The sequence below is a fragment of the Trichococcus sp. K1Tr genome (assembly GCF_028309625.1).
In the GTDB taxonomy this organism is placed as follows: domain Bacteria; phylum Bacillota; class Bacilli; order Lactobacillales; family Aerococcaceae; genus Trichococcus.
The window spans coordinates 75,194-100,117 of the sequence record NZ_JAQMHR010000010.1; the positions used below are offsets into that span (position 1 = coordinate 75,194).

General features: G+C 42.1%; 34 protein-coding genes, 7 tRNA genes, 1 rRNA gene and 1 other RNA gene. 17 read left to right on the forward strand and 26 right to left on the reverse strand.

Annotated elements, in window-relative coordinates; all coding sequences use genetic code 11:
- Positions 1-90 precede the first annotated feature (90 nt).
- On the forward strand, positions 91-1,077 hold the full coding sequence (locus PH235_RS13040; RefSeq protein WP_272162738.1) for a LacI family DNA-binding transcriptional regulator: 987 nt from the start codon (positions 91-93) through the stop codon (positions 1,075-1,077).
- 98 nt (positions 1,078-1,175) lie between these two features.
- On the opposite strand, the gene map is transcribed toward PH235_RS13040, so the two are convergent.
- From map to PH235_RS13100, 12 genes are all read right to left on the reverse strand, one after another.
- A complete protein-coding gene (gene map, locus PH235_RS13045; RefSeq protein ID WP_086989576.1) occupies positions 1,176-1,919 on the reverse strand; it encodes a type I methionyl aminopeptidase in 744 nt (247 codons plus the stop codon).
- Between the two features lie 125 nt (positions 1,920-2,044).
- Complete coding sequence (locus PH235_RS13050) at positions 2,045-2,842, reverse strand: hypothetical protein (RefSeq protein WP_272162739.1); 798 nt, start codon at positions 2,840-2,842, stop codon at positions 2,045-2,047.
- 66 nt (positions 2,843-2,908) lie between these two features.
- Positions 2,909-3,442 (reverse strand): hypothetical protein, encoded by a 534-nt coding sequence (locus PH235_RS13055; protein ID WP_272162740.1) that lies wholly within the window; start codon positions 3,440-3,442, stop codon positions 2,909-2,911.
- A 116-nt stretch (positions 3,443-3,558) separates the two neighbouring features.
- The gene (locus PH235_RS13060; protein ID WP_272162741.1) at positions 3,559-4,407 is read right to left on the reverse strand and encodes an alpha/beta fold hydrolase; all 849 of its coding nucleotides are present in this window, start codon (positions 4,405-4,407) and stop codon (positions 3,559-3,561) included.
- A gap of 38 nt (positions 4,408-4,445) precedes the next feature.
- Complete coding sequence (locus PH235_RS13065; protein WP_272162742.1) at positions 4,446-4,829, reverse strand: hypothetical protein; 384 nt, start codon at positions 4,827-4,829, stop codon at positions 4,446-4,448.
- A 38-nt stretch (positions 4,830-4,867) separates the two neighbouring features.
- Positions 4,868-5,260 (reverse strand): DUF3021 family protein, encoded by a 393-nt coding sequence (locus PH235_RS13070; protein WP_272162743.1) that lies wholly within the window; start codon positions 5,258-5,260, stop codon positions 4,868-4,870.
- A 30-nt stretch (positions 5,261-5,290) separates the two neighbouring features.
- The gene (locus PH235_RS13075; RefSeq protein ID WP_272162744.1) at positions 5,291-5,494 is read right to left on the reverse strand and encodes a hypothetical protein; all 204 of its coding nucleotides are present in this window, start codon (positions 5,492-5,494) and stop codon (positions 5,291-5,293) included.
- A gap of 21 nt (positions 5,495-5,515) precedes the next feature.
- Positions 5,516-5,857, reverse strand: coding sequence for a hypothetical protein (locus tag PH235_RS13080; RefSeq protein ID WP_272162745.1), 342 nt, complete (start codon positions 5,855-5,857; stop codon positions 5,516-5,518).
- A 233-nt stretch (positions 5,858-6,090) separates the two neighbouring features.
- Positions 6,091-6,474: a DUF3139 domain-containing protein gene (locus tag PH235_RS13085; RefSeq protein WP_272162746.1), complete on the reverse strand. Its 384-nt coding sequence runs from the start codon at positions 6,472-6,474 to the stop codon at positions 6,091-6,093.
- Between the two features lie 31 nt (positions 6,475-6,505).
- The gene (locus PH235_RS13090; RefSeq protein WP_272162747.1) at positions 6,506-6,739 is read right to left on the reverse strand and encodes a hypothetical protein; all 234 of its coding nucleotides are present in this window, start codon (positions 6,737-6,739) and stop codon (positions 6,506-6,508) included.
- A gap of 212 nt (positions 6,740-6,951) precedes the next feature.
- Entirely contained in the window at positions 6,952-7,401 is a 450-nt protein-coding gene (locus PH235_RS13095) for a hypothetical protein (RefSeq protein WP_272162748.1), read from the reverse strand.
- Between the two features lie 94 nt (positions 7,402-7,495).
- On the reverse strand, positions 7,496-7,825 hold the full coding sequence (locus PH235_RS13100) for an arsenic metallochaperone ArsD family protein (protein WP_272162749.1): 330 nt from the start codon (positions 7,823-7,825) through the stop codon (positions 7,496-7,498).
- 338 nt (positions 7,826-8,163) lie between these two features.
- On the opposite strand from PH235_RS13100, the gene PH235_RS13105 reads away from it, so the two are divergent.
- Complete coding sequence (locus PH235_RS13105) at positions 8,164-8,445, forward strand: hypothetical protein (protein WP_272162750.1); 282 nt, start codon at positions 8,164-8,166, stop codon at positions 8,443-8,445.
- A 101-nt stretch (positions 8,446-8,546) separates the two neighbouring features.
- Here PH235_RS13105 and PH235_RS13110 read toward each other — a convergent pair whose 3' ends face one another.
- Complete coding sequence (locus PH235_RS13110) at positions 8,547-9,092, reverse strand: hypothetical protein (protein WP_272162751.1); 546 nt, start codon at positions 9,090-9,092, stop codon at positions 8,547-8,549.
- Between the two features lie 183 nt (positions 9,093-9,275).
- Here PH235_RS13110 and PH235_RS13115 point away from each other — a divergent pair, with 183 nt between their 5' ends.
- The 14 genes from PH235_RS13115 (at position 9,276) to PH235_RS13180 (ending at position 18,624) form a co-directional block, all read left to right on the forward strand.
- Complete coding sequence (locus PH235_RS13115; protein WP_272162752.1) at positions 9,276-9,830, forward strand: helix-turn-helix domain-containing protein; 555 nt, start codon at positions 9,276-9,278, stop codon at positions 9,828-9,830.
- Positions 9,831-10,244: 414 nt separating this feature from the next.
- The gene (locus tag PH235_RS13120) at positions 10,245-10,391 is read left to right on the forward strand and encodes a hypothetical protein (protein WP_272162753.1); all 147 of its coding nucleotides are present in this window, start codon (positions 10,245-10,247) and stop codon (positions 10,389-10,391) included.
- A gap of 38 nt (positions 10,392-10,429) precedes the next feature.
- Positions 10,430-10,741, forward strand: coding sequence for a hypothetical protein (locus PH235_RS13125; protein WP_272162754.1), 312 nt, complete (start codon positions 10,430-10,432; stop codon positions 10,739-10,741).
- A 155-nt stretch (positions 10,742-10,896) separates the two neighbouring features.
- Positions 10,897-11,349 (forward strand): HIT family protein, encoded by a 453-nt coding sequence (locus PH235_RS13130; protein WP_272162755.1) that lies wholly within the window; start codon positions 10,897-10,899, stop codon positions 11,347-11,349.
- 167 nt (positions 11,350-11,516) lie between these two features.
- Complete coding sequence (locus tag PH235_RS13135) at positions 11,517-12,008, forward strand: helix-turn-helix domain-containing protein (protein WP_272162756.1); 492 nt, start codon at positions 11,517-11,519, stop codon at positions 12,006-12,008.
- A gap of 197 nt (positions 12,009-12,205) precedes the next feature.
- Positions 12,206-12,454, forward strand: coding sequence for a hypothetical protein (locus PH235_RS13140; protein WP_272162757.1), 249 nt, complete (start codon positions 12,206-12,208; stop codon positions 12,452-12,454).
- A 63-nt stretch (positions 12,455-12,517) separates the two neighbouring features.
- Positions 12,518-12,730 carry a hypothetical protein gene (locus tag PH235_RS13145; protein ID WP_272162758.1) on the forward strand — a complete coding sequence of 71 codons (213 nt, stop codon included), beginning with the start codon at positions 12,518-12,520 and terminating at the stop codon, positions 12,728-12,730.
- Between the two features lie 111 nt (positions 12,731-12,841).
- The gene (locus PH235_RS13150; RefSeq protein WP_272162759.1) at positions 12,842-13,240 is read left to right on the forward strand and encodes a hypothetical protein; all 399 of its coding nucleotides are present in this window, start codon (positions 12,842-12,844) and stop codon (positions 13,238-13,240) included.
- Positions 13,237-14,127 (forward strand): hypothetical protein, encoded by an 891-nt coding sequence (locus tag PH235_RS13155; RefSeq protein ID WP_272162760.1) that lies wholly within the window; start codon positions 13,237-13,239, stop codon positions 14,125-14,127. The genes PH235_RS13150 and PH235_RS13155 overlap by 4 nt, the downstream gene beginning before the upstream one ends.
- The gene (locus PH235_RS13160) at positions 14,120-14,773 is read left to right on the forward strand and encodes an ABC transporter ATP-binding protein (protein WP_272162761.1); all 654 of its coding nucleotides are present in this window, start codon (positions 14,120-14,122) and stop codon (positions 14,771-14,773) included. The genes PH235_RS13155 and PH235_RS13160 overlap by 8 nt, the downstream gene beginning before the upstream one ends.
- A gap of 1,154 nt (positions 14,774-15,927) precedes the next feature.
- A complete protein-coding gene (locus PH235_RS13165; protein WP_272162762.1) occupies positions 15,928-17,313 on the forward strand; it encodes a Y-family DNA polymerase in 1,386 nt (461 codons plus the stop codon).
- Positions 17,282-17,704 carry a hypothetical protein gene (locus PH235_RS13170; RefSeq protein ID WP_272162763.1) on the forward strand — a complete coding sequence of 141 codons (423 nt, stop codon included), beginning with the start codon at positions 17,282-17,284 and terminating at the stop codon, positions 17,702-17,704. Before PH235_RS13165 ends, PH235_RS13170 begins: the two co-directional genes overlap by 32 nt.
- Before the next feature lie 121 nt (positions 17,705-17,825).
- Positions 17,826-18,170, forward strand: coding sequence for a general stress protein (locus tag PH235_RS13175; RefSeq protein WP_272162764.1), 345 nt, complete (start codon positions 17,826-17,828; stop codon positions 18,168-18,170).
- A 64-nt stretch (positions 18,171-18,234) separates the two neighbouring features.
- On the forward strand, positions 18,235-18,624 hold the full coding sequence (locus PH235_RS13180) for a general stress protein (protein WP_272162765.1): 390 nt from the start codon (positions 18,235-18,237) through the stop codon (positions 18,622-18,624).
- A 78-nt stretch (positions 18,625-18,702) separates the two neighbouring features.
- Here PH235_RS13180 and ffs read toward each other — a convergent pair.
- Positions 18,703-18,789: signal recognition particle sRNA small type (gene ffs / locus PH235_RS13185), an RNA gene on the reverse strand.
- Positions 18,790-18,830: 41 nt separating this feature from the next.
- On the reverse strand, positions 18,831-19,346 hold the full coding sequence (gene tadA, locus PH235_RS13190) for a tRNA adenosine(34) deaminase TadA (protein WP_272162766.1): 516 nt from the start codon (positions 19,344-19,346) through the stop codon (positions 18,831-18,833).
- A 137-nt stretch (positions 19,347-19,483) separates the two neighbouring features.
- Here tadA and PH235_RS13195 point away from each other — a divergent pair, with 137 nt between their 5' ends.
- Complete coding sequence (locus tag PH235_RS13195; RefSeq protein WP_272162767.1) at positions 19,484-20,383, forward strand: helix-turn-helix domain-containing protein; 900 nt, start codon at positions 19,484-19,486, stop codon at positions 20,381-20,383.
- Positions 20,384-20,436: 53 nt separating this feature from the next.
- Here PH235_RS13195 and PH235_RS13200 read toward each other — a convergent pair whose 3' ends face one another.
- The 11 genes from PH235_RS13200 to rrf form a co-directional block, all read right to left on the reverse strand.
- A complete protein-coding gene (locus PH235_RS13200; RefSeq protein WP_272162768.1) occupies positions 20,437-20,772 on the reverse strand; it encodes a hypothetical protein in 336 nt (111 codons plus the stop codon).
- 100 nt (positions 20,773-20,872) lie between these two features.
- Positions 20,873-23,359, reverse strand: coding sequence for an ATP-dependent Clp protease ATP-binding subunit (locus tag PH235_RS13205; RefSeq protein ID WP_272162769.1), 2,487 nt, complete (start codon positions 23,357-23,359; stop codon positions 20,873-20,875).
- 26 nt (positions 23,360-23,385) lie between these two features.
- A complete protein-coding gene (locus tag PH235_RS13210) occupies positions 23,386-23,847 on the reverse strand; it encodes a CtsR family transcriptional regulator (protein WP_272162770.1) in 462 nt (153 codons plus the stop codon).
- Between the two features lie 304 nt (positions 23,848-24,151).
- Positions 24,152-24,225 (reverse strand) — tRNA-Pro (locus PH235_RS13215).
- Between the two features lie 19 nt (positions 24,226-24,244).
- Positions 24,245-24,318, reverse strand: a tRNA-Arg gene (locus PH235_RS13220).
- Between the two features lie 5 nt (positions 24,319-24,323).
- Positions 24,324-24,409 (reverse strand) — tRNA-Leu (locus PH235_RS13225).
- Positions 24,410-24,436: 27 nt separating this feature from the next.
- Positions 24,437-24,508 (reverse strand) — tRNA-Gly (locus PH235_RS13230).
- 9 nt (positions 24,509-24,517) lie between these two features.
- Positions 24,518-24,590: transfer RNA gene (locus PH235_RS13235), tRNA-Thr, on the reverse strand.
- Between the two features lie 46 nt (positions 24,591-24,636).
- Positions 24,637-24,709: transfer RNA gene (locus PH235_RS13240), tRNA-Lys, on the reverse strand.
- A gap of 5 nt (positions 24,710-24,714) precedes the next feature.
- Positions 24,715-24,787: transfer RNA gene (locus PH235_RS13245), tRNA-Val, on the reverse strand.
- Between the two features lie 11 nt (positions 24,788-24,798).
- Positions 24,799-24,914, reverse strand: a 5S ribosomal RNA gene (rrf, locus tag PH235_RS13250).
- Positions 24,915-24,924: the final 10 nt, after the last annotated feature.

Consider the following 24,924-nt stretch of genomic DNA (forward strand, 5'->3'; position numbering starts at 1 on the left):
GATTTCATAAAAAATATTTGTTGATATAATAATGATTTAGACTATAATTAGTGTATGATTTAAAAATGATATATACCAAGGAGATAAAACATGACTAGTATGGAAGATGTGGCAAAGAAAGCGAAAGTGTCTGTGACTACAGTCTCGCGTGCTTTAAATGATCATCCGTATGTCTCGGAAAAAACAAAGAAAAAAATTTATAAAGCCATGGAAGAATTAAATTATTACCCCAACAATGTGGCGCAGCAGTTGCGAGGAAAAAAAACAAAAATGGTTGGCGTAATTATTTCATATATCACAAATCCGTTTTTCGCATATCTGGTTGATGCCATTGAAAAAAAGACCTTGGAAAGCGGCTATCATTTAGTGGTCCTCCAAACACAAGGCAGGCCAAACCTAGAACAATTTTATGTAGAATTAATACAGAAGAAGCAATTAGACGGGATCATCATAACCAATCTGGAAACTGCTACCCCTAATATTATTCAATTAGTCCACGAAGGGAAAATTGTGTTGTGCAATCGCTATATCGGAGATGAAGCCCTCCCGATAATACGTATAGATGAGGAAAAGGCTAGTTATGAAGGGACCAAATTACTGATAAGCAAAGGCTATTCAAAGCTTGCTTTTTGTACGGGCAATGTTATGAATCCTCATGATTATCGCTTTAAAGGGTTTTTAAAGGCACTTGAAGAACATAATATTACCTTTGATGAGCGCTTATTTTTTGAAAAAACACTAGGGGTAGAAGGTGGTAGAGAATTTATTCGCTCTATTGCTACAATAGAAGTTTCAGATAGACCTGATGCAGTTTTTTCCAATGGGGACGAAGTTGCAGCTGGAATATTAAGCGAGGCCAGAAAATTCGATATTGAGGTACCTAAAGATCTTGCCGTACTAGGATTTGATGATAACCCAATTGCTTCACTCACTAATCCTGAGATTACAACGATACATCAGCCAATTGAAGAAATGGGAAACCTTGCTGCAGAACTGCTACTTGCAAATATTGAAGAAAAATCTCCGCCGAAACCTGTTGATTTAGAAACTAAAATAGTTTATCGACAATCTATATAATTTGAATTAACGAATCACATAACTAAGAATAAATAAAAAGCGCCTCCTGATACTTTACCGTATAGGAGGCGCTTTTCATTCATATGCATCTTTCGATTTTACAACGTGGTAATGATTGGGCCTTCCTTCGTCACAATAATCGTATGTTCGTATTGGGCTACCATGCTTTCTTCTGTAAAGAAGGTCCAGTCGTCATCTTCAACTTGGAAAACTTCCTCTTCGAATGTGGAAATGAAAGGCTCGAAGGCGATGACCATGCCCTCTTTCAGAATTTCGTCATCCCAGCGTGAGTAGTAATTGAAGATATGATCTGGCGCTTCGTGGATTGCGCGTCCGACACCGTGTCCGGTCAGGTTTTTGATGACCGTCAAGCCATGGCGTTTTGCCACGTTGTGCACCGCTTTTCCTAAGTTGCTTGTTTTCGCGCCCGGCTTTACCTTCGCAAGACCCGCATCGAATGCTTCCTTGGCGACGTCACAGATTTTTTTCAGCGCGACATGGCCTTCCCCGACTACAAAAGAAATACCTGTATCCGCAAAATACCCATTTTTGGAACCCGAAACGTCAATATTCACTAGGTCCCCTTCTTCAATGATCCGATCGCTCGGAATCCCGTGCGCCACTTCTTCATTCACGCTGATGCACGTATATCCAGGGAAATCGTATTCCCCTTTTGGTGCCGATTGTGCCCCTGCTTTTTCAAAAAGCTCCTTCGCGATATCATCAAGCTCTTTAGTGGTGATGCCAGGTTTCGTGGCTTTCACCATTTCATCGCGTATCGCTCCGCAAATGCCGCCAATTTCTTTTAATCCGTTAAAATCCTCTTCCGTCGTTGCAATCATCTTATATCCTCACTTTTAAATCATTCTATGTTTATCGTTCCCGTTAGATTCTATCACAAACGGAACAGATTTTTCTTCAAAAACATAGTCTATTTGCGGAATACCGATTATTTCTCCGGATTCCCTTACTCTGCGATCTGAGGCAGCAGGTCTCCTGTATCATCCAGATTATATTCCGTAAGGGAGAAACTAGTGACCACGGTATATGGCTCCCCAGTCGGAGGCACCACCGTAGATTCATAGTGGGCAGCCGTCAGGAAACCTTCTTCGTTGATTTCATAGGTAATGATGACATCTTGGTAGTTGGTCTCCTTAATTTCCTGGAGACGGGTTTCTATTTCCTCGATGACTAGCGCTTCTTCGTCGTTCTGTTTCAATTCGTCGCTGTTCTGCTGGATTGCTTCCACATTTTCCTCTTTTATCCTCTCGGCGTAGGCATCGCTCATGGTGAGGGTATATTCCTCGCTGATTCCTTCATCCTCAACTTGGCTCTCCGCAATATCCGCTTCCACTATCTCATTCTCAAAGAGCGAACGCAAGAGGTCTTGCAAAGCAAATCCAGTTGAATAAACCCCCACCCATTGCGTTTCCGCTTGCCCGGGTACACTGATTTTCTGATACTGCTTTCCGTCGATTTGAGCCGCTTCCGTGGCGTTTGTTCCATCGAAGGAAGTCTTCTGATACCAGTCATAATCAGACTCCGCTGTTTTCACAAAGACCCCTTCTGAGCTTTGGTCGAATGGTTCCGCGTCACTATCCATGGAGTAGCGCGTCTCAAACCGGGCATTGTCGAGTTCCGCGTTCTTCTGAGCCGCATTCTCAATCGACTCCACGACACTCGTGGTGGAAATGGAACCGCCGCATCCACTCAATACCATCATGCTTGAAAGGAAAAATAGGGTTGTTACGATTGGCTTTTTCATTATTTTCCAACACCATCCTATCCGTTTAGAACACAGCATTATTCCTACCAGTATTCATGGGGTTATTTACAAGAATCTTGTCCACACAAGGTTTGCAGGACAATAAACAGTGAAACTTTCTTCAGGAATATGCAATTCTTGAACTATAACTTCCCTGAATTGCTCTACTGACATTCCCAGCCACAATCGATAACTGTTTTTCCCGTATGTGTTCCAGATAGCCAGTTCCGCTAAATGAGGGTAATCCTCAATTTCAGGCCGAGGGATTTTTTTAAAAGTCACGATATAATCGAAGCTTGTTTTCTCTATCGGAAATACTTTGACTTTGAAATTTTCCAAAGGAACCTCAAGCTCCTTATGAATTAAATGAATGATGTCTTCAGCATTCACAGCTACATTTCCTTTAAATGAATGAGCTCCAAATTTTTCCCAGTGTGTAAGCTTTCGAAAGACTTCAAACCACCGTATGTCTGTATAATGTTCCGCGTCAAACGTGATAATGGCATTGAAACTGGACGTTGGAGATAAATACTTCTTTGATTGTTGCCATGAATAGCCCAATATCCCTACGACGAACACCAATATTAAAATCTTATCCAATTTGGTTCCTCCTCTTTCTACCATCATACAACTGCTGTTTATTATAAAGCGCTCTAACCATTATCGTTACCTATACTTTATCTATTCCCGGACATTTTATCTTCTAAGTTTTTTTACTATCGTCCTTCTTTATTGGCCTCGATCCACTTTCTGATCCGATTTGCAACTTCGTGTGGGGCATCAATGTGAATATTGTGCCCCGCATTCGGAATTATCTGATCTGTCGCATCTGAAGCAGCACGAATCAATCGTTTGGCAGCAACTTCTTTCATAGCATTTGAAGCTTCCGGCAGTGAGCTTCTTAGCAATAGGATTGGACACTCAACTTCTGAATATATTACCTTGGACGGGTATATATGCAACGATTTTATTGCTGCTTCGTATGTGGACAGCTTTGTTTTTGAGATAATTCGCTTGTCTTCGTCCTCTGTCATTTTGGCTAAGGCTGCTCGCTGGACAACATCAGACCATCTTTGGTAGTAAGCTTTTTCGTGCTCCAGATAGCTTTCCCAACTTGAAAACTGATAGCTTTTATAAAATTCCTGAACCTGCTTCAAATCGGTTGCTAAATCAGCAGCGACATCCTCATTTTGAATATATCCGCCATCCAGCAATACCACTCCTTTAACAAGACCAGGAAAGGATGCTGCGAATTGCAATGCGATCTCCGCTCCCAAAGAATGTCCCAGAAGGAAGAACGGACGGTCTTTAGAAGCTTGCTCTGTGATTTTTTTTAAGCAACTAACTGCAGCGTCCATATATTCAGATTGTTCATTAAAATACTCCAGTGAGCTACCATGACCTGGCAAATCCATGGACAACAAACGGAAATCACTTTTCAAATCGTTGAAGATCTCCTCCCACGTGTAATGAGTATCCCCTAAACCATGAAGGAACCAAATCAGATCTCCTTTCTCGTGTCCTTCCTCATAGACAGGTATAGACGAAAAATGTTGTTCATTCATCCGCATCACTTCCTTATAGTTAATAAAATGTGGATACATCATTTCACCTTGTACAGCACAAGTTTCCTAACAATCCATTTTGCGCTGGAAAATCCTATCGCCAACGAGCCGAGTAATAGCAGTAGCGAAGGGAGTAACTTGTTGAGTCCCTCGCCATAGAAGTAATCGTGAAAAATCTGCATGCCTGCGAATATTATCGCGGCGGAAATGACACTGCCAACCACGTAATAAAGGACCGTAGTCAAGGAGCTGCTCCTATGATGCACGTGCTCATCGGGATTGTTCATGCCCCCTCCCGAATGCGTGAGATTCGGGCCATCGAACTTGTTGTTTGCCCCCTGTCCAATATTGACCCTGGAATAAATAGAACTGTCCACATTACTTTTGTCGTCGTACTTTTTCTGATTGTCTCGCGTGCTCATCCATCCACCTGCTTTCTTTTAAATACAAAGCTTCCGTTTTAGAGATCCGTTTGCTTCAAATTCATAAGGCTATTGCGCACTTTGGAAATGATGGCTGTCGTTACAAAGAGCATAACACCAACCTTGTTGAACAGTAGAAATACATGGAAAATAGCTCCAAAAGAGTTGGTCTTATGATACCCACTCAGCAACAGCAATGGAAAAACCGTAACCAGCATCGTTAAGTAATGAACAATAACTTGCTTGCGGAAACTCCACTGCTTTAGCTCGTATATGATGCTTGCCAACCCCAAAAACAAGGCCATGAGTCCATAAAAAAGAAAAACCTTCGCGTCAGCTGCTCTTCCCTGAAAATCATTCCATGCATACATCGACAACATAACAGCAAAGGGAAGAGTTCCCCTGACCAATCCTTTCAAGAAAAGCTTCATTTTTATCCCCTTTCGCAAGTACCCTTTGAATCAATTCACTACTATGAAAAATATCGGGATCCAGAATAGTGTCGTTATGATGATGGCTCCGATCAAAGCAACCAAAACCAGACGTGTTTGCTGTATATTTTGTGTTGCTTTGACTTTTTTATAAAGAAAAAAGAGCAGTCCGACTATGGCTAATAAAAAGCCACCATAAATCAAAAAGCCGGCTGGTTGGTTAGTAGCTGACATAATAGTTCATCTCCTCTTGTATCATTTTTGATTTTGAGTATTCCGTGTTTCTATGCTGCTTTCAAGCTTGCTTTTGGCAAAAAGCAACAACACCAAAACCAGCAGAACTATTACATTCAGAAGCAACCCTATATAATAAGGCAGGGTATTAACGAGTATGGCCAGCGCGACCAAGTTGAAAACATCTATACCCAGAGAAACCAATTTTTTCTCAGTCGCTTTGCTGCTATAGAAAAACAATAAAGCACTGCCAAGCCCGATAACAAACCACCAGAACAAAGGAACGCTTGGGTATTGGACTGCTCCAATTAGCGAGGTGCAAGCTAATACGTAAGCGAAAAGGTTGGATTTATTAGTAATCATGGCGTACCTTCTTTCTCGTGAATATTAAAATATTTTCTAATAAGTTTTATCCATCATATGATTGCAACAAATAATTTATTATTCTTACAGTTATACTTTCAGTAAAAGTGCACTCTGACTTGTAGACTGCTATCACTTTTTGAAGAAATAGCGGACGATCCAACCTAGAATTGCGATAATAGCTAGTGCGCTTACTAACGTCCACCCAGCATCGAAAACTTCAATCATGGCCCTTACTCCTCTCTGAAAATAATTTTGTCACTCGAATAAATCGTCCCCTCAGAAACGTATCCCATTATCCAATCATCAACTTTAAAAGAATAGTCATAACAATAATCTAAGGGACTCTCCCTAACGGTAAAATAAATTACATAGCCGCTTCGGGCACTCTTGTAATTTTTCCGAATTTTCTGTATCTGAATATCTTCTTCCGCAATCCCTTCTTTTCCCTCCAGCAACTCATAGAGATTTTGTTGCGCGATATAGCTTTTCAAAGGAAATTCATAAACATAGAATCCCGTTATCAATAAAATCAGGAATCCGAGTGCAATCCATCCAGTTTTTAGCTTTTTGATGTCAATCCTCTCCTTTGCATAGGTGTTGCTGCTCTGATGCATTCAGTATCCATTCGCATCAACCTAAAAACCATCATACATATTGGAGCAATAACGTTGCGAATAGGAAGATTGCTGTAAAAACATAGAGATTCCAGCGCCGGCCCTTGTTCTTTTTCGATTCCTCAACACCGAATACACTCATGAACAATCCCAAAAAGAATAACGTGATGTTCTGGTAAGTAAAATCTTTTGTCCACAGGCTATACACAGTCAGGATAAGCACCACTGCGCCAAAAGTGGTCTTCATAATTTTTGTGTTTTGCATTCGGTTCTCCTCTATGAGTCGGGTACGCTTCCAGCGCACAGGACTCCATAAAATGTTTTATTGCTGCTCTGCCTTCTTCTCGATATAAACGTTTCGGACAACAACCAAAAGAAATATAAAGGTCAAAAAAAGGATTACTTCAACTATGGAAGTCGGCCAAATTCCAGGAATCCATCAAAAGCTGCCTAATCATTCCCTGAAAATTGCAGAACTTAATTTTTATCTAGAACTACTTCTACTTGCTCCCTGACTTCGAGAGAATCTTTTTCGTATATAAATTCAACGTAAATTGTTTCTCCCACCCCAATCTGCTCAATTTTCAGCACGGGACCAATTAATTCCCCCTCAAACGGTGACGTCCTAGTGTCGAGGACGCCATACTGATTTTCTCCAACATTAAGGGAGTAAATCAGATTCTTCTTGCTGTCATAGATTCTTATGCCTGCACCACTGACCACTTCCGCTTCGTTATCCAATGTTTCAATTCCGTAAAGTTGAAAAGTGGGTTGCACATAAGCCTCGGTCCCGTTTGAAACCAAAACAAAATTTTCCAGCGCAACATCTTTGGAACGAGCATCAAATGAAAAAACTTCCAGTTTCTCATTACTTGAGCACGCGGCCAGCAACGCCATGCTTATGAAAGTTAACAATAATTTCTTCATTAGTTGCCTCCCGGAATTCTGAATGCTTACATGATTCTTTGCCTTTTATAATAGAACGTTTTTGCGTTTGGTCGTGATGGATATGGGATTCTTTTCAAGAACTTTTATCATCTATTTGATAAGAAATGGCACTATTCGTTAGCGCTCCCATTTCCTCCACACTTAAAACATCTTTTGTTTTGTATATTTTCTTGTCTATACAAACGATAGGTAAGATATCCATTCCATGCGTCTCTATTAAATTCCAAACATCTTTATTGTCTTTAAATTCTTTTTGCGAATGTTTTAAAGAATACAGAAAATAATTATTGGGATCTTTAAATAAGTCTTTGTACATGCTTAGCGAACGCATTATTTCAATAGCTACTTCCACTTTTTCAGACTGTACGCTCATTTTGTCAAACACATAATATTCAATGTCCATAATGAACCTCCCAATGCAACTCTGCCAACACGAATAGTATCCGTCGTTTATTTTCAGATGATGTTATCCAAGCATCGGGAAGAAAATAAATCAGTTATAACGCAATAATTGACTATAGAAGCACTACCGATTATCTTCAACATATCTATGATACCGCTAATCCATTTTTTTTGCGAGAATTTCATAATATGTCAGCCCTCAAAATATAAGTAATTTGTTGATCTTTATTAAATCGTAGTTAGGCGTCCTGGAAATACAGAGTGCTTTTTAAGCTAGATATTAGGTATTATGCTAAGCTATTCACATACCAAATAAAAAATAGGAGCTGACATAACAATATGGATTATAAAAAACAATTAATGCAACCGTTCTACGACTTCCCCGAGTATAACGACCTTACCAAAGATTATCTGTGGCCAGTTGAAGTAAAGTATTATAACCAATCAACAATTGAATTTCACCTTCCAAAATCGGACATAATAGAAGCTATGTATTCAATCGAACAACGATTAGAAGATGAGTCAAATGAACCATTTAAGATAGGTGACCGTTCTATTGCAAAGGAAAATTTAAATTACATCTCTTTTGAAGGCCGAACGTATACTTTTAGTAAAGCGTAAATAACTGAATAATATATCAGCAATCTATAAACAGAAGAACAAATACGATAAAACAATTTAGTGACCCTTTGACTCCTCCACTACATAATCGACAAGCACATTCAGTATTCATAGAAACTTTTTTCCCAATCAGCATAGCAATCCATCGTATGCATAAGGCTAATCGCTTGATAGAGTTCTTTTTGGTCCTGATAAGTGGACTCAGTTGTTCTGAAGAAACAATCGTCGCCATTAGAAAAGCAGAAAAAAGCTTGGATGGTCTCATGCAGTTCCGATCCGGGCAGGATTTCTTGACAGAAGGGGTCGGAATGAAGCCGCTCCGCTCCAATCACGACTACCGGTATTTTTCGGGCGATTTTTTTCAAAGGCTCCCGGTACTCCTTTTGAGCCACAATTCGGAACTGAGAGGGATAGATGAATAACGCAGCGGCATCTTTTAAGGTGCTCTGAAACAGCGAATCGTTTATCAACTCTTGTGATCTGATGGATTCATAGTAGAAGAACTCACTTTGAATGTTGTTCGTTTTTCCGAGCGTTGCTACTTTGAATCGCCCTGCTATTTTGGTCATTTTGGATTTTCTTTGAAGAAACATAGCAGCCAGAAAGAACGCAAGAACAAAAACAGCACACAGAATATAGATCATCATTTCGCCTCCTCGCCTCCTTTCAAGTTTTGATGTGGATACATTCAACTTACGCCAAAACTGATGAATAGACTAGCAACCAGTGGTTTACATGGCCGCACTTTATAAGGTTCTACACCATCCGCAACCAGTAAGTGCGGATGTGCAAGCATTCGTTTCTAGAAAAAGAAGGCTATCTACGCTATCATGAAGAAAAGCAATCGAAAGGGGTGCAAAATAATGTTATTAGGAGAACGATTGAAAGAAACCCGCCAAAAGAAAGGCGTATCGCAAAGTACAGTTGCTGAACATCTGAATATCAGCCGTCAGTCCATTTCCAAATGGGAAAACAACAGCAGTTATCCGGACCTGGACAATCTCGTGCGATTGAGTGAATATTACGAAGTCACTGTTGATGATCTTTTGAAAGAAAATAAAGGACTAAAAAAAAAAATAGAGGAAAACAACGAAAAGATTAAAGACTCCCAAAAGAAATTGGCCTATATCCGGGCGAATGGTGAGCGGGATGAAGGATTGGTACTGCTGATGCTTAATCTTCTCAGTTGTTTGATTGCGCCATTAGGTTTGTTTATCACTCCAATTATCCTGAAAAGAAACAAAGCAACAAACACCTTCTATAAGCTGGTGTTTGTTGCGGGAGTGATCAGTCTCTTGGTCAACTCATTCGGTTTGTATGCGCACTTAGGCAATCTATTCCACTGGGGCGGACCCTCCAGCGTGGAGTACATAGGAAATCAATAGGGAATGAAGATAGCATCACTTTTGATAAGCATTCATTGGTTTCATCGCCAGCAACGATTGGTTGCGGCTTGATTTAAATAGGCCTTTACCCGGAACAGCATGGGAGGAGATGATTTCATGGTGGCATTTTGGAGCTTTTTAAACTTAGTAGCACTACTATACTTGGTCTATTTACTTATTACGATTGTTAAAAAAATAAAGTGAAATTATCTGGTTAACCTGTCTCCTTCAAGAGCTACTAAAGTATTAATTGAAGTCCCAAGTGTAATAAGTACCGAAACAGCCACAGCTATTCTCAAGATACATCATCCTGTTTTAGGTATTGTAAGTGGCATACCGGGTATCGCTGGCTATGTAAGGGATAAACTATATAAATTGTGGAAGAAATAATAAAAATTTATAAGGTGGTAACAAATGGACGCGATAAAAAATTTTCTTTTAGCCTTTCTACCATTCGTAGCTATTTATCTAGGTGCATTATCAGTTGTAAGGAATGACATCAAAAAATTAGAGAAAAAAATAAGTGACTTGGAAGAAAAAATTGAAAGCTTAAATAAATGAATCTATAAAATTATTATTTTGAACACTACGCTTGTTTTTTGAAGAAAAAACTAAATAATAGATGTGCAACGCTAAAGTATGGTGATGCAAACAGCGGTTGCTTAGCAAAAGCAGCGCAAAAAAATGTGGTTTACGCTGCCAATACGAATAAAGAAGAATCAGATATAATGAAAAATAGATCCGTTGGTGCTAGAGCAGCTGTGTCCGTAGCGAGAGTCCTTGTAGGATATATCCTAGATGGAATTGTGATTATGCTACAGGGCATTCTACTGGAGGAAGGATCGATGGAGCATGGCAAAAAAATACCTAGTATTATTGTTATTAGGCATATTGTGTTATTTTGTATTTAGCTTTCTCTACTTTTTCAATATTGAATAAATCTATGTCACTTTCGGATAACTATCCAGAGAACCATAGTGCCTATTAAGAACAGGAGTGTCATGATACAAAAATACTGAAAACTAGTGTTTTTTTGATAACTTAAAGAAGAAAAGAGGAGATTTACATGGAATGGTATGAAAATCGAATTTTATCTGCAATAAATGGGACTAATCCAATGCTGATAAAAGAATTAAAAGGTGGCTATGCTGTTTTTGGAGATGTTCAATTTTTACCTGGCTACTGTGTACTATTACCAAAAAAAGAAGTCAACTCTTTGAATGTCCTTTCATTAGAGGAACGCGAACAGTTTCTTTCCGACATGAGTATTCTAGGAGATGCTATTATTCAGAGTTGCACACCTATTAGAGTTAATTATGACATTTTAGGAAATACTGATAATTTTCTGCATGCTCATGTTTTTCCACGTTATGAATGGGAAAGTGAAGAACGAAAAAAAATGCCTGTTTGGCTATATGATAGTTCCAACTGGCACAATAAAGAAACCTCCTATAACCCTATAAAGCATGATGAAATACGTAATAACATTCTAGAGTATTTGAACAAAAATTATGAATAAGAGTTATTTAGTCGCGTAATTAAACATAAGAGACCCTCTTCTGTACAGCTTTAAATATTTTTTCTGATGATTTTGTAACAAATATCTTGTTTTTGCATGTATGCAAGGACCGCTTGCTATACTATTTCTTTTTTCCACTACACTGAATATGAGGAGCACATTGTGATATGAATAATTTGAATGAAAAATTGAAGCAGCTGCGGGTGGATGGTAAATTCACCCAACAAATAGCCGATCATTTATTCATCAGCAGACAAGCTGTTTCCAATTGGGAAAACGGAAAAAATATCCCTGATCTCAGCACCATCATTTTACTCAGTAAATTTTATGATGTGTCCCTCGATACTTTATTGAAAGGAGAGAAGGAAGTGATAAAGAGTATGAAAAAGGAACTGGATTCAATCAATGCCTCGGATTTGACTGGGATCGTGCTCATGATAATTTTGTCTTTTGTTCTTCCTGTATTTGGGTTAGTGGTTGCAGTGTATGTTTTGAAAAAATCAAAGGATCCTAGCTATCCGAAATGGGCAAAGGTACTGGCTCTGCTGGCAATCGCATTTCAAATTTGCTTAATCCTCTATGTGGGCTTAGCAATATTCTTTTTCTCGTACACGACTATGGAGTCGACCGGCAGTCAAGAAATACTGTTAAAACATTGATATCCCAACGTGTAAAGCAACGCTTGCTTTACTCAGCGTACACTTTCTGAGATAAGAAGAGTATATAAGTGCACGCTACTTATATACTAATATATTTTGGAGGATATACAAAGAGGAAGAAAGTTCTAGTGAAGATTAATTTTATAGACGTTGTGCTAATAACTTCTTAAAAATAGAGAGATAGAGGTTTAAACATCATGAATTCTTATAAGCAATTTTGTCAGAACCATCCGTATCTCAATGTCCTAATAAGTTTGTCTATAGCAAGTCTAATAGGAATTGCTGCAGAATATATTATTAATGGAGATTTCATTGGTTCTGGATTCTATACAGCATCATTTTTAACGTTGCTTGCCTTGTTAAGAGTTAGACGTGAACGAAATAATCTTAAACCAAAAGAAAAATCTGACTACGTTGTAGAAGATGAAAAACATAAAATAGATTAGTAAGGAAAGCAGAAACAATAGAAAATTTCGCATGTTCCTTATTTGGTAATAGGAGGACATCCCGTGAGAATTGCTGTTTTTGTCATTAATACACTAAAAAATATTGTGATTGGTTTGTTGCCGATCCTAATGATTCATACAATGGGCGAAGAGAACTATTCTGAGAGTTTCTATCTGTCCATTTACATCATGAAGTGCATTTTTTCTTTGATCGCAGTTTGGGGAATAAGCGAAGGCCTTGTGACATTGTTGCATTCATTCGATAGCGATGAGTAAATTATAATGAGCAATGAACGATACAAGAATACGCGTTCATACTTTGAGCAAACACACTCTTCCCCGTTAATTGTAGTATATGTAGATTGTTCCTAAAAAGTGAGGATAACTATGCCCCCAAAAACAAACTTATCCATTGCAGTATTGAATCTATACACGATTATTCTAATAGGCCTGTTTTTACTTTTTCAAGATCAAAGCAGAGCAGTCTTGTTTATTTTGTTTTTGATGTTTATCAATATTGCCGTATTTACAGTTATGGTACTATCTAATAAAAAGGAAATTAAAATTAATTTTATCGTAGGCAAATCCCGGAAAAAGGAAATAGTAGACAGCTTTATTTTAAATGGATCGACTCAATTTCTCGCTGTGATTCTATTTGAAATTTTTTCCTGGATTGTGTTAAAAAATCGTGATATTGCTCAAACCATACATTTATGTATGATCGCTGTTGTTTTACTTGCTCTAAAAATAACCACTTTATCCGTATTGTTGAGGAAAATAATATGAAAAAAATAAACAGCTTGATTATGAGGAAAAGGTTTTTTCTGTTTGTATTACTGTTTTTAACGACCTTTTTAATGAATCTCTTCCTTTGGAACGAAACTACTCAGATGATTAGACAAATACCTTTATTGACTGCTTTAAAGGAAAAAAGCACAGACGATGTTTATGAGCTTCATTATCAGCCTTCAGCAGATGAGAATAATGTGATTCAACCGTATTCACAAAGTGAACAGGATCGTATTTTACAGTTTCTGGAAAATAGTTTTTTTGATTCTGATGAACAATCCAATCTTTATAGTGGTAAACAAAGTTATCTATCTGATTCAAGTGCAAAAATGGACAAAGAGAACTTAACACCTGTCACGAAGGAAATGTTAGATAGAGAAATACGAAAAGACTTTATTGATGCAACATTCATGAATGATATTCTCATTCTAGATATAGAACAGTCCGTCATGAATGACATTGAAGAAGCTGCCGAAACGTTAGGTTTACGAATCGGATTAAATTCTTTAAGTGAAAAGTTCCGTGAAGAATTCAATTATTATTTCGGCAACTTCATTTTTGGTCTTGTCTTATCATTGGTCTTTATGTCTTTTGGACTTTTGATTGTATATTGGATCATCTCTTCCAGCCTTAAAATATTCCAACAGGATATTAGGTTACATCGCGTGATGGGGCTGACAAATAGAAAGATAACGAATAATTTCAAGCGTTTACTGATGCTTCCGGTTATTGTCTCTTTTATGGTATTCCTAGTGTTCGCTTATTCCACAGGTTTCCACGTTTTGCCAGTCGATTATCTTTATCTTCTTTTGTTAAATAGTAGCTTACTCATTTTTTCAAATCTGATCATCAAAAAGAAGATGGGGAGGATGTTGGATGCTTAGCCTAAAGGACATTACAAAAAAATACAAAGATAAAGTAATCTTTCAAAACGCTGATTTTGAAGCTACACCAGGCGAAATAGTATTGCTTATGGGCCAATCGGGAATTGGCAAGTCCACTTTTCTTGATATTATCGCTGGCATAAAAAGCTTTGATTCGGGAAGATATTATTATCAAAACCAAGAAATTTTTCCCAAAAATGACGACCAAATGAGTGCATTCAGAAATCAAACGATAGGCTATATATTGCAGGACTTCGCTTTGATAGACGACTACAGTGTTCTGGAAAACATCATTTTGCCTTCATTTTATAATGCAGCTATAGATACGGAAGCGGCAAAAGAAAGAGCCAGATATTTGTCGGATAAATTTGATTTAACAGAAATTCTCCATAGCAAAGTAAAGAATATTTCTGGCGGTCAAAAGCAACGGGTTGCGATAGTCCGAAGTCTGATTTTAGATCCACCAATTATTTTAGCGGACGAACCCACTACGAACTTAGATGCGAAAAATTTTGATTTTGTCATGGAAACTTTCAAAGAAGCGGCAAATAAAGGAAAAATGATCATCATTGCAACACATGATGAACGTATTCTGAATATAGCGGATAAGGTTTATCAAGTTGAAAATGGTAAATTGATTGTCTGACAGAGGTGAAGTGAGGCTTCCGTTTAGATGGGAGAAACAGAATGAAGAAGATAAAGATTATAAAGACTATCCCTGGTACAATTGGATTTTATGGCGTTCGAAGGCCGGACGTATATTTTTAGCATAGAGAGGTGACCAATAAATGCAAATTAAATTCGTAAATTTCTCAAAGCTGATGTTTATTCTCTTCATGACGTTAGGCTTCGTGCAATATTTTCTTTCATCCCAATCATATCCTTCTTATACATCCAGAGGGGGATACATTTGGGTTGCTACAATAATTTTATTCTTTTTGATACGGACATTAAAAAACAACTCAGGAAATTATTTACAAAAAACACTCGATTATGCGGTAATCCTGCTTCTTGCGCTTTATTTAATTATCGGAATATTTTAGATGATTTCTTCATAACACTTACAAGACTGACGGAGGGTACAAATAAAAAATATAAATTTCTCATTAAAGGTTTTCTTTATCATTCTTTTTCTTAGTTCTATCATCCTCAGTTTTTTTTCGGATGATTTTTCCTTCCTGCCCAAAGAATTTAACTTTGATAGTATCCTGTACCTGCTCATCCCCGCTCTAGTTTTAAATAGTAATCTTGATGATCACAGGGTGGTCTCCAGCAAGACACTTTCAGCAAAGATAATTGATACTGTTTTTATGTCGCTCTTCAGTCTTGCTTATGTTTCGTATGTGTTGAATTTGTTTATGCTGTATATTCAAACGCTCTGATTCAGTGGATAAAGGAGAGACCATGAAAAAAATCTACTTGTTTATGTATACGGCAGTATTCCTTCTCTTCCTTCTGTATTTCGTGATAATACCTCGCCAAGCACTGCCTTTCTCAAATGGAGTCCATCTACTTCTGATATTCAGTAGCGCAGCTATGACATTGGGGGCAATCAAACAAAATAACCGAATCAGTATGTTTTGTGGTATAAGCGTTTTTGCACTTATATGCATGAGTTGGATTGTGCAGATCATGGTTCAGCATTTTTAACATATATAACAGGGAAACTTCCTTTTTGGGGAGCTTCCCTGTTTTTTTCATATTTCTTTTATCATTTCCCAAAAATATTTTTCCCTGTTCGCTTTACAAAACCAAACACACGTTCGTATAATAAGGACATAGAGATTGGAGACGATTTTTATGTATGAAACGGAATTGGTTTTTGATTATGCGAAGGAACCCAGTCGCGATATCCTTTGCATCGACTGCAAATCCTTCTATGCGAGCGTGGAATGCGTGCGGCGCGGGCTGCATCCGCTCGAAACAAAGTTGGTTGTCATGAGCTATCCCTCAGCCGACCCGAAAGAGCGCGGCAGCGGATTGATCTTGGCTTCCTCCCCGGCCGCCAAAAAGGCTTACGGGATATCGAACATCAGCCGGGCCAGGGACTTGCCCTTCCCCTATCCGCCGGGACTGGTGATTGCGGCGCCGCAGATGCGGTTGTATATGCAGAAAAATACCGAAATCAACAACATTTACAAGAAGTACGCAGATGAAGCCAACCACCACGTCTATTCGGTTGACGAGAGTTTCGTCGACATCACCGGCGCCCAGAAACTTTTCGGGAAAAACTCGGCTTACGAAATGGCCAAACTCATCCAGGCCGACGTATTGCAGACGACCGGCATCTACACCACAATCGGCATCGGCGATAACCCGCTGCTGGCTAAGTTGGCGCTCGATAACGCGGCCAAGCATCAGCCGGATATGATCGCTGAATGGCGTTACCCGGATATTCCCGAAACCATTTGGAAGATCCCGGACATGACCGATTTTTGGGGCATCGGCAAACGGACCCAGTTGCGGCTCAACCAGTTGGGCATCTCCTCGATCTACGACTTGGCACACACCAATTACTATGACTTGAAGAGCAAGCTCGGCGTCATGGGCGCGCAGCTGTACGCCCACAGTTGGGGCATCGACCGCAGCTTTCTGGGGGAAAAAGTCAAAGTCAGCTCCAAATCCATCGGCAACTCACAGGTACTCAACAAGGATTATGTGGTGCGCTCGGAAATCGAAATCGTCCTGATTGAAATGGCCGACCAGGTTGCGACGCGCCTGCGTAAATCCGGAGCCAAAGCCCAACTTGTGAGCCTGAGCATCGGTTACAGTATCAACTACATCGATCAGCTGGGCCGGACCGGCTTCCATCAGCAGCTGAAAATCCCGCCCACCAACGCATCCAGTGAGCTCGTGGCCCATATCCTGATGATTTTTGACCAGCATTACAAAGACCAGTCAATCCGGAACGTCGGCGTGGGTGCCGGAAATCTATTCTACACAGATTTTCTGCAGCTGGACCTGTTTCAGGATCCTGATGAACAAGTAAACGAGCAAAAGAAGGATCTGATTGTGGATTCGATCCGAAAAAAATACGGGTTCCGCTCACTCGTGCGGGCAGTCAGCCTATTGGAAGGCGGCCGCGCAATCGCGCGCAGCTCGTTGGTGGGTGGACACGCGGGCGGCATGGCCGGATTGGAGGAGGGGGAAGAAAATGCTGAAAGAACCAAGAAAACGGACGGATAAGGTTTTTGAGGACTACAACGACTACCATGACCGCGGCATGATCAAATGGGTAACGGCCTATGCGATGGATGAACTTGTGAAGTCCATCTCTGCAGGAAAAGCGGAAGCAATGAAGGACATCCCGATCCTCCCTCAACGGAGCCCTGCCGAAATCGATGAAACCTTGGCCGTAGCCATGAAAAAAAATCGCCGTGTATCTATCCAACTGAACCAAAAGGATTGCTTCGGGCGCCAAACTGAGTCCATTGAAGGCTTTTTTAAAGGCTATTGCGGCGAGGATGAGATCCTGATCGGCGAAGCGTGGATTCCGCTCGAACTCATCCGCAATGTGCATATTCTGAACCAGGATAAATGGTCAAAAGTGGCGGTATTCAAACAAAATCCATACTGATGCAAAAGGAAAGCGGCACGCAAACGGCATTGACAGTGCGATTGTTGTTTTTTTTGATGCAAAGGCTTATACTCAAATCAAAAGAGAACGCTTTCTTTTTCTTGAGAAGGGGGATATCATCATGACTTATACCATCCATACCAGCGTCCATTCCATTGAGGAGTGCAAACGGGCGGTTGAGGAACTGCATAGAAAAGGCTATACGAAGGAACAGATCACCTTGGTGACGAACAATGCATGCCAAGAAGCCATCTTGGAGAATTGGGACCTTCGCGGTGCGGACGGTGCGATTTTTTCGAGCCACTCGTTGCTGGAAAAGGTCAACAATCTGTTCAACCTGAAGCAATACGAATATTTCCAAAAAAAGACCGGGACTTTCCCCAACGGCATGGACTTTCTTGCGGACCGCATCGCTGCCATCGAAAGCGGCAGCATCGTCATCATTACGAAGGAAGCAGACGAATAACAGTTTTCTGCTCGACTCATCAAGCAGCTCTATAAACCATGAAAAATGAAAGGACTGATGTGATATGTCAAAATTTGTGGCAGGTTCATACGCAACCGTCGAAGCTGTGGAAACAGCCGTAAAAGCACTTATTGAAAAAGGGCATAAGGAAACGGATCTCCTGTTGGTGACCAACTCACCGGACAAAAAAGAGCGGCTAGCAAAAGAGATCGATATTGAAGTCATCAGCGAAACAGGACATGATGACAACTTCGACTGGAAGGAACTCGCCCCACTCTATCCGTCCTTCGATGAGGAAGCTATCTATGAACCATCCCCTCAGCATCCTTATCCGCAGTTGTCACCGGAACAGGAAGAAGAGCAGGAACGCAAGATGCAGGGATACTTCTCCGAATTGGAGGAAGGGAATATTTTGATCATCGTTGACGGTGCGGAACAGCAGCATCCAGTTTAGCGGACGAAAACAAAATCGAAGCAAAAAAGAAGCAGGAGAACCGTTGAACGGTTTTTCCTGCTTCTTTGTATAAGTTATAATAACTTACAGCACATGGCGATACCTACTTATAGCTGCTTCCTTCCGGATCTGACTCAATTCATAAGATCGCCATTGCCATAAGGCCTTTCGGCATTTCTTATCATACCATAGCCAAAAAGAAAAAGCTAGCCTTTGTTTTCATCCTGCATGTGCTCGCGGAGATGCTTCCGGCTGTTTTCCTTGCGTTCTTTGCGCAACGCCCGGAAAAAATCCTGCAGCAGCGTCCGGCACTCTTCCTCCAGGACACCCCGTTCCACCTCGCTCTGATGGTTGAAGCGTTCATCCTGGAGCAGGTTCATCAAAGTGCCCGCCGTCCCGCCTTTCAGGTCGGATGCACCATAATAGACTTTCTTGATCCGCGACAACAGGATGGCCCCGCAGCACATCGGACAAGGCTCAAGCGTCACATAAAGCTCCGCTTCCTCGAGCCGCCAGTTCTTCTTGAACGCATTGGCCTGCTTGATCGCAGTCATTTCCGCATGCGTCGTCGCATCATTCGTCACTTCGCGTTCATTGTGCCCGCGCCCGATGATTTCACCCTTCCAGACGATCACCGCTCCAATCGGCACTTCCCCCATGGCCGCAGCCTTTTCCGCCTCCTTGATGGCTTCCCGCATATACTCTTCCTTCAACTCATCCATCTTCCACAACCTCGTCCCTTTTGCTTCACTTATCATAGCATATTTCATATTTTTTTAGCAAATTAATGATAATAATGCTAAAATGGATGAAAAGCCTTTCAAAGCTAAAACAACCAGCCTACAAATGAGGTGAAAGTTTGAATCAAAACGAACTCCAACAACTATTCCCTGAAGCCAAGATAACGACCGCGGCCAATCTCGGGCCAGCTTACTTCACGCTGCCTTTCCAGAACCAATGGCTGCATATCCCTGAACATACGCTGAGCGGACGCGAAAAAGCCCTTTTGAAGCAGTTGCTGCTTACCGAGGCCAAGACGACATCCGAAATCCCGAAGAATCCTTGGGCCCAGTTTCTGTTGGGGCAGACGACCGAAATTCCGACCGGACTGGCGCAGACCCAACTGCTCCAATTCAGCCTCTCCTACCGGGAAGAGGACGCCGGATCTTTCGATCAGACTCTGTGGCTCGATGCCTTCAGCCAGACATTGCCGCTCGTCCGCGAATGCTTCTTTTTGAACGGCAAAAGCGGTGTCTTCATTCTCGACAGCCCGGAACCCTACTGCATCGATGAGGAATTGGCGGCGGTGCTCGATATTCTGGATGACGACTTCAGCTTGCGGACCGACTTGTATCTGGGCCAACGCTGGCCTGTTGACGCCCGCTTGCCGCTCCTTTTCGAGGAGGAAAGGAAAATATTCGCGGCCAGCCGAACGATCGCCAAAGGCAGCAAAATCATAACCCTGGCCGCCATCGCGCTTCCTTATTTCATCTCGGAATCAGGGAACCAGAATCTAGTGCTGCAGTCCTTGCAGACCACGATCAATTCCATCGATGGCACGCACGAACTGATCACGGCCATGTGGCAGAACCAAGGAAACCTGTCGAAAGCGGCAGCCGACCTTTATCTGCATCGCAACACCCTCCAGTACCGGATCGACCGCTTTTTTGATGCGACCGGCTTGGCCTTGAAGAGCATGGACGACCTGGCCTTGGCTTATCTAGCCATCGCTGCAGTAACGGGTCCTCATACCAACTAAAAAAGACTGCCAGAACCAGGGATTCCCCCGATTCCGGCAGTCTTTTTCAATTCTTATCTATGAAACTTGTCGCCTACGTTGTCTTTTACATCGCCAGCTTTGTCCTTTAAATCAGAGAATAGGTCCATTGCTGATTCTTTCCAATCGCCTGCTCTATCCACAACACGCAAGAATCCGTCGATTTCATCATCAGTCAAATCCTCGATTGCCTTCAAAAACTTTTGGCTGCCTTTCAGATGGTCCTTCACGAAGCTCTTCATGCGTTGACGGTTCAAATAGGAGCCGATTTTGTCCACTGCTTCTTCCTCGTATGCCAAGGCTGCCGCAATTGCCGCAATCGCTGCTGTAGCACCCAAACCGATCAACAATGCCTTTTTAGAATTCTTCATTATATTAGTTCCCTCCTCTAACTTCCGTAACTATATTTTAACATAAACGGAAGCGATAACCGAACAATAACCCTGTCTGCCAAATGAGGACCTGCTGCTCTTAAGAATTTACCGGCACTTTTTTGTCTTTATTTTCTGCCTTGGCGGGCTTCACCGAGATCCGGATACTGCCTTTTTGGGCACCGATCGTGACGGTATCACCGAATTTGATCAAGCCGCTCAACATTTCTTCACTCAATTTGTCTTCGATCTCTTTTTGGATTGCGCGTCTGATCGGACGTGCACCGTACTCCGGATCGAAACCGGCTTTTGCGATGACATCGATGGCTGCAGGCGTGATGCGCACATGGATATCAAGATCCTTCAAGCGTTTCACGATGCCGTTTGCCATCAATTTGACGATTTCATGCAACTCGTCTTTCTCCAAGGAGTGGAAGACGATTGTTTCGTCGATACGGTTCAGGAACTCCGGACGGAAACTGTTCTTCAGCTCTTCGCGGATGCGTTTCTCCATCGCTTTATAGTCATGCTTGAGGTCTTTCGCCGCGAATCCGACCGATTTTTCATCACGCAAAGCCGTTGCACCCAAGTTGGAAGTCATGATCAAGATCGTGTTGCGGAAATCGACCTTCCGTCCTTTGGAATCGGTCAGATGACCGTCATCGAGCACTTGCAGAAGGATATTAAATACATCCGGATGGGCTTTTTCAATCTCGTCGAGAAGAATGACCGAGTAGGGTTTTTGTCTGATTTTTTCCGTCAACTGGCCGCCTTCATCATAGCCGACATAGCCGGGAGGGGAGCCGATCAAACGACTCGTGCTGTATTTTTCCATGTATTCGGACATATCCAAACGAACCAAGGCATCCTCTGTCCCGAACATCGCTTCAGCCAGTGTTTTCACCAACTCTGTCTTACCGACACCGGTAGGACCCAAGAAAAGGAATGAACCGATCGGACGGTTCGGGTCCTTCAACCCGGAACGTGCACGCCTGATTGCGCGGGACACTGCATTGACCGCCTCGGATTGGCCGATGACGCGTTCATGTAGCACTTTTTCCAGCCTCATCAAACGGTCGCTTTCCTTCTGCTCCATCTGGTTGACCGGAATCCCGGTCCACAAAGCCACCACTTCGGCTACGTCGTTTTCGGTCACTTTCAGATCGTAGTGCGTGATTGTTTGGGCTTGTTGTTCCACCATTTTTTGGAATTTCTGCTTCTTCGCCATTTCGCGTTTGCGGATGCGGGCAGCTTTATCGAAGTCCTGATTCAGGATAGCTTCCTCTTTGTCTTTCGACAACTTCGCAATTTCCAACTCGATTTTCCCGATTGGCGTATCCCCGTGTGTGACATCCAAACGGACTTTTGCCGCCGATTCATCGATCAGATCGATCGCTTTGTCGGGCAATCTTCTGGAAGTAATGTAGCGCACGGATAACTGGACAGCTGCTTTCAGCGCCTCATCCGTGATTTCCACGCCATGGTGCTCCTCATAACGGGAACGCAAGCCACGCATGATCTCAACCGATTCCTCAGGTGTAGGCTCATCGATATGGATAGGCGCGAAACGTCTTTCCAAAGCCGCATCTTTTTCGATATATTTTTGGTACTCATCAAGGGTGGTGGCACCGATTGTCTGCAGTTCGCCCCTTGCCAATGCCGGTTTCAGGATATTGGAGGCATCGATCGCCCCTTCTGCTCCGCCTGCACCAATCAAGGTGTGCAACTCATCGATGAAGAGGATGACGTTGCCGTCATTGTAGATTTCGTCGATGATCTTTTTCATTCTTTCCTCGAATTCACCGCGGTATTTCGTACCTGCCACCAGTGAACCCATATCCAACATCATGATGCGTTTGTTCGCCAATGTATCCGGAACATCGCCGGCTACAATCTTCTGTGCCAAACCTTCCACGATGGCGGTCTTGCCGACACCCGGTTCCCCTACCAAAACAGGATTGTTCTTCGTTCTGCGGGAAACGATCTGCATGATGCGGCGGACTTCCTTGTCGCGGCCAACGATCGGATCCATCCGGTTTTCCCGTGCCAATTCCGTCAGATTGCGGGCCAAGGAATCCAAAGTCGGCGTTCCTTCTTCCACTTTCTCCGTCTTTTTTGCTGAACGCATATCCGGTTTAGTCGGTTGTTTGATGCCCAGTTTCTCGTAGAGAGACTTACGCAGCAGATTCGGATCGATCTGCAGATTTTTGATTATTTTGACTGCCAGAATTTCTTCTTTCAATAAACCCAACAAAAGGTGTTCGGTTCCTACCAAAGGAACCCCCAATTTGTGCGCTTCATTTGTCGCATACATAATGACTTTTTTAGCCCGAGGAGAAAATGGCAACGGCGCATTGAAGTCCTCCGTGTTCATTTGGCCGAAACCGGTCAGATGGACAATCTCTTCGCGGACTCCTTCCTCATCAATATCGTAGCCACGCAACACTTTTCCGGCAATGCCTTCTTGCTCCCGGACTAGTCCGAGAAGCATATGCTCCGTTCCGATGGATTGATGCTTAAATTTGTGCGCTTCTTCTGTTGCCAACAACAATACTTGGCTGGCTTTATCTGTAAATAATTCATCCATTTTTAACGCCTCCTCTACGGGCTCATCTATTCAAAGCGCAAGCTGTTCAAAAAATTCCTCAACAGCAAGGCTCGTATTCTTTCTTCGTGTTCGCCTGTGTATGGGGCAAGTGACTTATCCAATACCGACAACATCAGGTTTCCTTCGCGTTTCGTGATGATACCGCGACTGTATAGATTTTGGGTTACCGCAAACGCATCTTTCTGGTTGATGCTTTCGCCTACTATAGCGATCAGCTTATCCAACAATTCCGCTTGATCCAGGATTTTCACCTTCATGATGCGTATATAACCGCCTCCGCCGCGTTTGCTTTCGACCGAGTAGCCTTGCTGTTCCGTAAAACGGGTATTGATGACATAGTTGATTTGTGAAGGTACACAATGAAAACGATCTGCCATTTCATTCCTTCTGATTTCAATCTGCTCTTCTGCATTCAGAATCTTTTTGATATACGCTTCGATGATATCTGACATGTTCTGACCATGCATGGAATGGACGCCTCCCTTCCCCTGACTAATTTTGACTATTATATGTTTATATTATGCTATTCCTACATAACTGTCAAACAGAAAGGGCTATCCGAGGACGTTTGCGGCAAACTAGTCAAGAAAGCTGAAACCTATCCAAACTGCCCGCTACTCCCTCTACAACAGCGTATTCCCCAAACATTTCCAACAGGATTATTTGGAATGTCCCTCATTATATACTTAAAGGGAAAAAACGGCAATATATCCAGAGAAACAAAATAGACGCAGAAACCATCGGAATGATTTCTGCGTCTATTTTTATTTATCGGGAAGACAGGATTCGAACCTGCGACCCCTTGGTCCCAAACCAAGTGCTCTACCAAGCTGAGCTACTTCCCGGTCATAATTATGTGAAAAATGCACCCAACAGGAGTCGAACCTGTAACCGCTTGATTCGTAGTCAAGTACTCTATCCAATTGAGCTATGGGTGCGTAAGTGCCGAGAATCGGAATCGAACCGATACGGTGATCACTCACCGCAGGATTTTAAGTCCTGTGCGTCTGCCAGTTCCGCCACCCCGGCTAAACGATAGTCGTTAAAATAAAAAAAAGCGGAAGACGGGGTTCGAACCCGCGACCCCCACCTTGGCAAGGTGATGTTCTACCACTGAACTACTTCCGCATGTTTGGATGCCGGCTAAAGGATTTGAACCCTCGACCCTCTGATTACAAATCAGATGCTCTACCAACTGAGCTAAGCCGGCGTCTCGTTATATTCAATTGTTCCATCATTATCGCAAGAATGATGAATGAGTTATGCAGGGCTCGAACCTGCGACCCTCTGATTAAAAGTCAGATGCTCTACCAACTGAGCTAATAACTCGTGAATGGAGGTTGACGGGATCGAACCGCCGACATTCTGCTTGTAAGGCAGACGCTCTCCCAGCTGAGCTAAACCTCCATAATATAAATGCGCGGCAACGTCCTACTCTCACAAAGGGAAACCCTTCACTACAATCGGCGCTAAGAAGCTTAACTTCTGTGTTCGAGATGGGAACAGGTGTGACCTTCTTGCCATCGTCACCGCACATTTTTCAA

What these genes read in the sequence shown, in the direction of transcription:
- PH235_RS13040 (WP_272162738.1), top strand. Translation starts at nt 91, where the DNA reads ATGACTAGTATGGAAGATGTGGCAAAGAAAGCGAAAGTGTCTGTGACT.
- map (WP_086989576.1), bottom strand. Translation starts at nt 1,919, where the DNA reads ATGATTGCAACGACGGAAGAGGATTTTAACGGATTAAAAGAAATTGGC.
- PH235_RS13050 (WP_272162739.1), bottom strand. Translation starts at nt 2,842, where the DNA reads ATGAAAAAGCCAATCGTAACAACCCTATTTTTCCTTTCAAGCATGATG.
- PH235_RS13060 (WP_272162741.1), bottom strand. Translation starts at nt 4,407, where the DNA reads ATGAATGAACAACATTTTTCGTCTATACCTGTCTATGAGGAAGGACAC.
- PH235_RS13065 (WP_272162742.1), bottom strand. Translation starts at nt 4,829, where the DNA reads ATGAGCACGCGAGACAATCAGAAAAAGTACGACGACAAAAGTAATGTG.
- PH235_RS13070 (WP_272162743.1), bottom strand. Translation starts at nt 5,260, where the DNA reads ATGAAGCTTTTCTTGAAAGGATTGGTCAGGGGAACTCTTCCCTTTGCT.
- PH235_RS13075 (WP_272162744.1), bottom strand. Translation starts at nt 5,494, where the DNA reads ATGTCAGCTACTAACCAACCAGCCGGCTTTTTGATTTATGGTGGCTTT.
- PH235_RS13080 (WP_272162745.1), bottom strand. Translation starts at nt 5,857, where the DNA reads ATGATTACTAATAAATCCAACCTTTTCGCTTACGTATTAGCTTGCACC.
- PH235_RS13085 (WP_272162746.1), bottom strand. Translation starts at nt 6,474, where the DNA reads ATGCATCAGAGCAGCAACACCTATGCAAAGGAGAGGATTGACATCAAA.
- PH235_RS13090 (WP_272162747.1), bottom strand. Translation starts at nt 6,739, where the DNA reads ATGCAAAACACAAAAATTATGAAGACCACTTTTGGCGCAGTGGTGCTT.
- PH235_RS13095 (WP_272162748.1), bottom strand. Translation starts at nt 7,401, where the DNA reads ATGAAGAAATTATTGTTAACTTTCATAAGCATGGCGTTGCTGGCCGCG.
- PH235_RS13100 (WP_272162749.1), bottom strand. Translation starts at nt 7,825, where the DNA reads ATGGACATTGAATATTATGTGTTTGACAAAATGAGCGTACAGTCTGAA.
- PH235_RS13105 (WP_272162750.1), top strand. Translation starts at nt 8,164, where the DNA reads ATGGATTATAAAAAACAATTAATGCAACCGTTCTACGACTTCCCCGAG.
- PH235_RS13110 (WP_272162751.1), bottom strand. Translation starts at nt 9,092, where the DNA reads ATGATGATCTATATTCTGTGTGCTGTTTTTGTTCTTGCGTTCTTTCTG.
- PH235_RS13115 (WP_272162752.1), top strand. Translation starts at nt 9,276, where the DNA reads ATGAAGAAAAGCAATCGAAAGGGGTGCAAAATAATGTTATTAGGAGAA.
- PH235_RS13120 (WP_272162753.1), top strand. Translation starts at nt 10,245, where the DNA reads ATGGACGCGATAAAAAATTTTCTTTTAGCCTTTCTACCATTCGTAGCT.
- PH235_RS13130 (WP_272162755.1), top strand. Translation starts at nt 10,897, where the DNA reads ATGGAATGGTATGAAAATCGAATTTTATCTGCAATAAATGGGACTAAT.
- PH235_RS13135 (WP_272162756.1), top strand. Translation starts at nt 11,517, where the DNA reads ATGAATAATTTGAATGAAAAATTGAAGCAGCTGCGGGTGGATGGTAAA.
- PH235_RS13140 (WP_272162757.1), top strand. Translation starts at nt 12,206, where the DNA reads ATGAATTCTTATAAGCAATTTTGTCAGAACCATCCGTATCTCAATGTC.
- PH235_RS13150 (WP_272162759.1), top strand. Translation starts at nt 12,842, where the DNA reads ATGCCCCCAAAAACAAACTTATCCATTGCAGTATTGAATCTATACACG.
- PH235_RS13155 (WP_272162760.1), top strand. Translation starts at nt 13,237, where the DNA reads ATGAAAAAAATAAACAGCTTGATTATGAGGAAAAGGTTTTTTCTGTTT.
- PH235_RS13160 (WP_272162761.1), top strand. Translation starts at nt 14,120, where the DNA reads ATGCTTAGCCTAAAGGACATTACAAAAAAATACAAAGATAAAGTAATC.
- PH235_RS13165 (WP_272162762.1), top strand. Translation starts at nt 15,928, where the DNA reads ATGTATGAAACGGAATTGGTTTTTGATTATGCGAAGGAACCCAGTCGC.
- PH235_RS13170 (WP_272162763.1), top strand. Translation starts at nt 17,282, where the DNA reads ATGCTGAAAGAACCAAGAAAACGGACGGATAAGGTTTTTGAGGACTAC.
- PH235_RS13175 (WP_272162764.1), top strand. Translation starts at nt 17,826, where the DNA reads ATGACTTATACCATCCATACCAGCGTCCATTCCATTGAGGAGTGCAAA.
- PH235_RS13180 (WP_272162765.1), top strand. Translation starts at nt 18,235, where the DNA reads ATGTCAAAATTTGTGGCAGGTTCATACGCAACCGTCGAAGCTGTGGAA.
- tadA (WP_272162766.1), bottom strand. Translation starts at nt 19,346, where the DNA reads ATGGATGAGTTGAAGGAAGAGTATATGCGGGAAGCCATCAAGGAGGCG.
- PH235_RS13200 (WP_272162768.1), bottom strand. Translation starts at nt 20,772, where the DNA reads ATGAAGAATTCTAAAAAGGCATTGTTGATCGGTTTGGGTGCTACAGCA.
- PH235_RS13205 (WP_272162769.1), bottom strand. Translation starts at nt 23,359, where the DNA reads ATGGATGAATTATTTACAGATAAAGCCAGCCAAGTATTGTTGTTGGCA.
- PH235_RS13210 (WP_272162770.1), bottom strand. Translation starts at nt 23,847, where the DNA reads ATGCATGGTCAGAACATGTCAGATATCATCGAAGCGTATATCAAAAAG.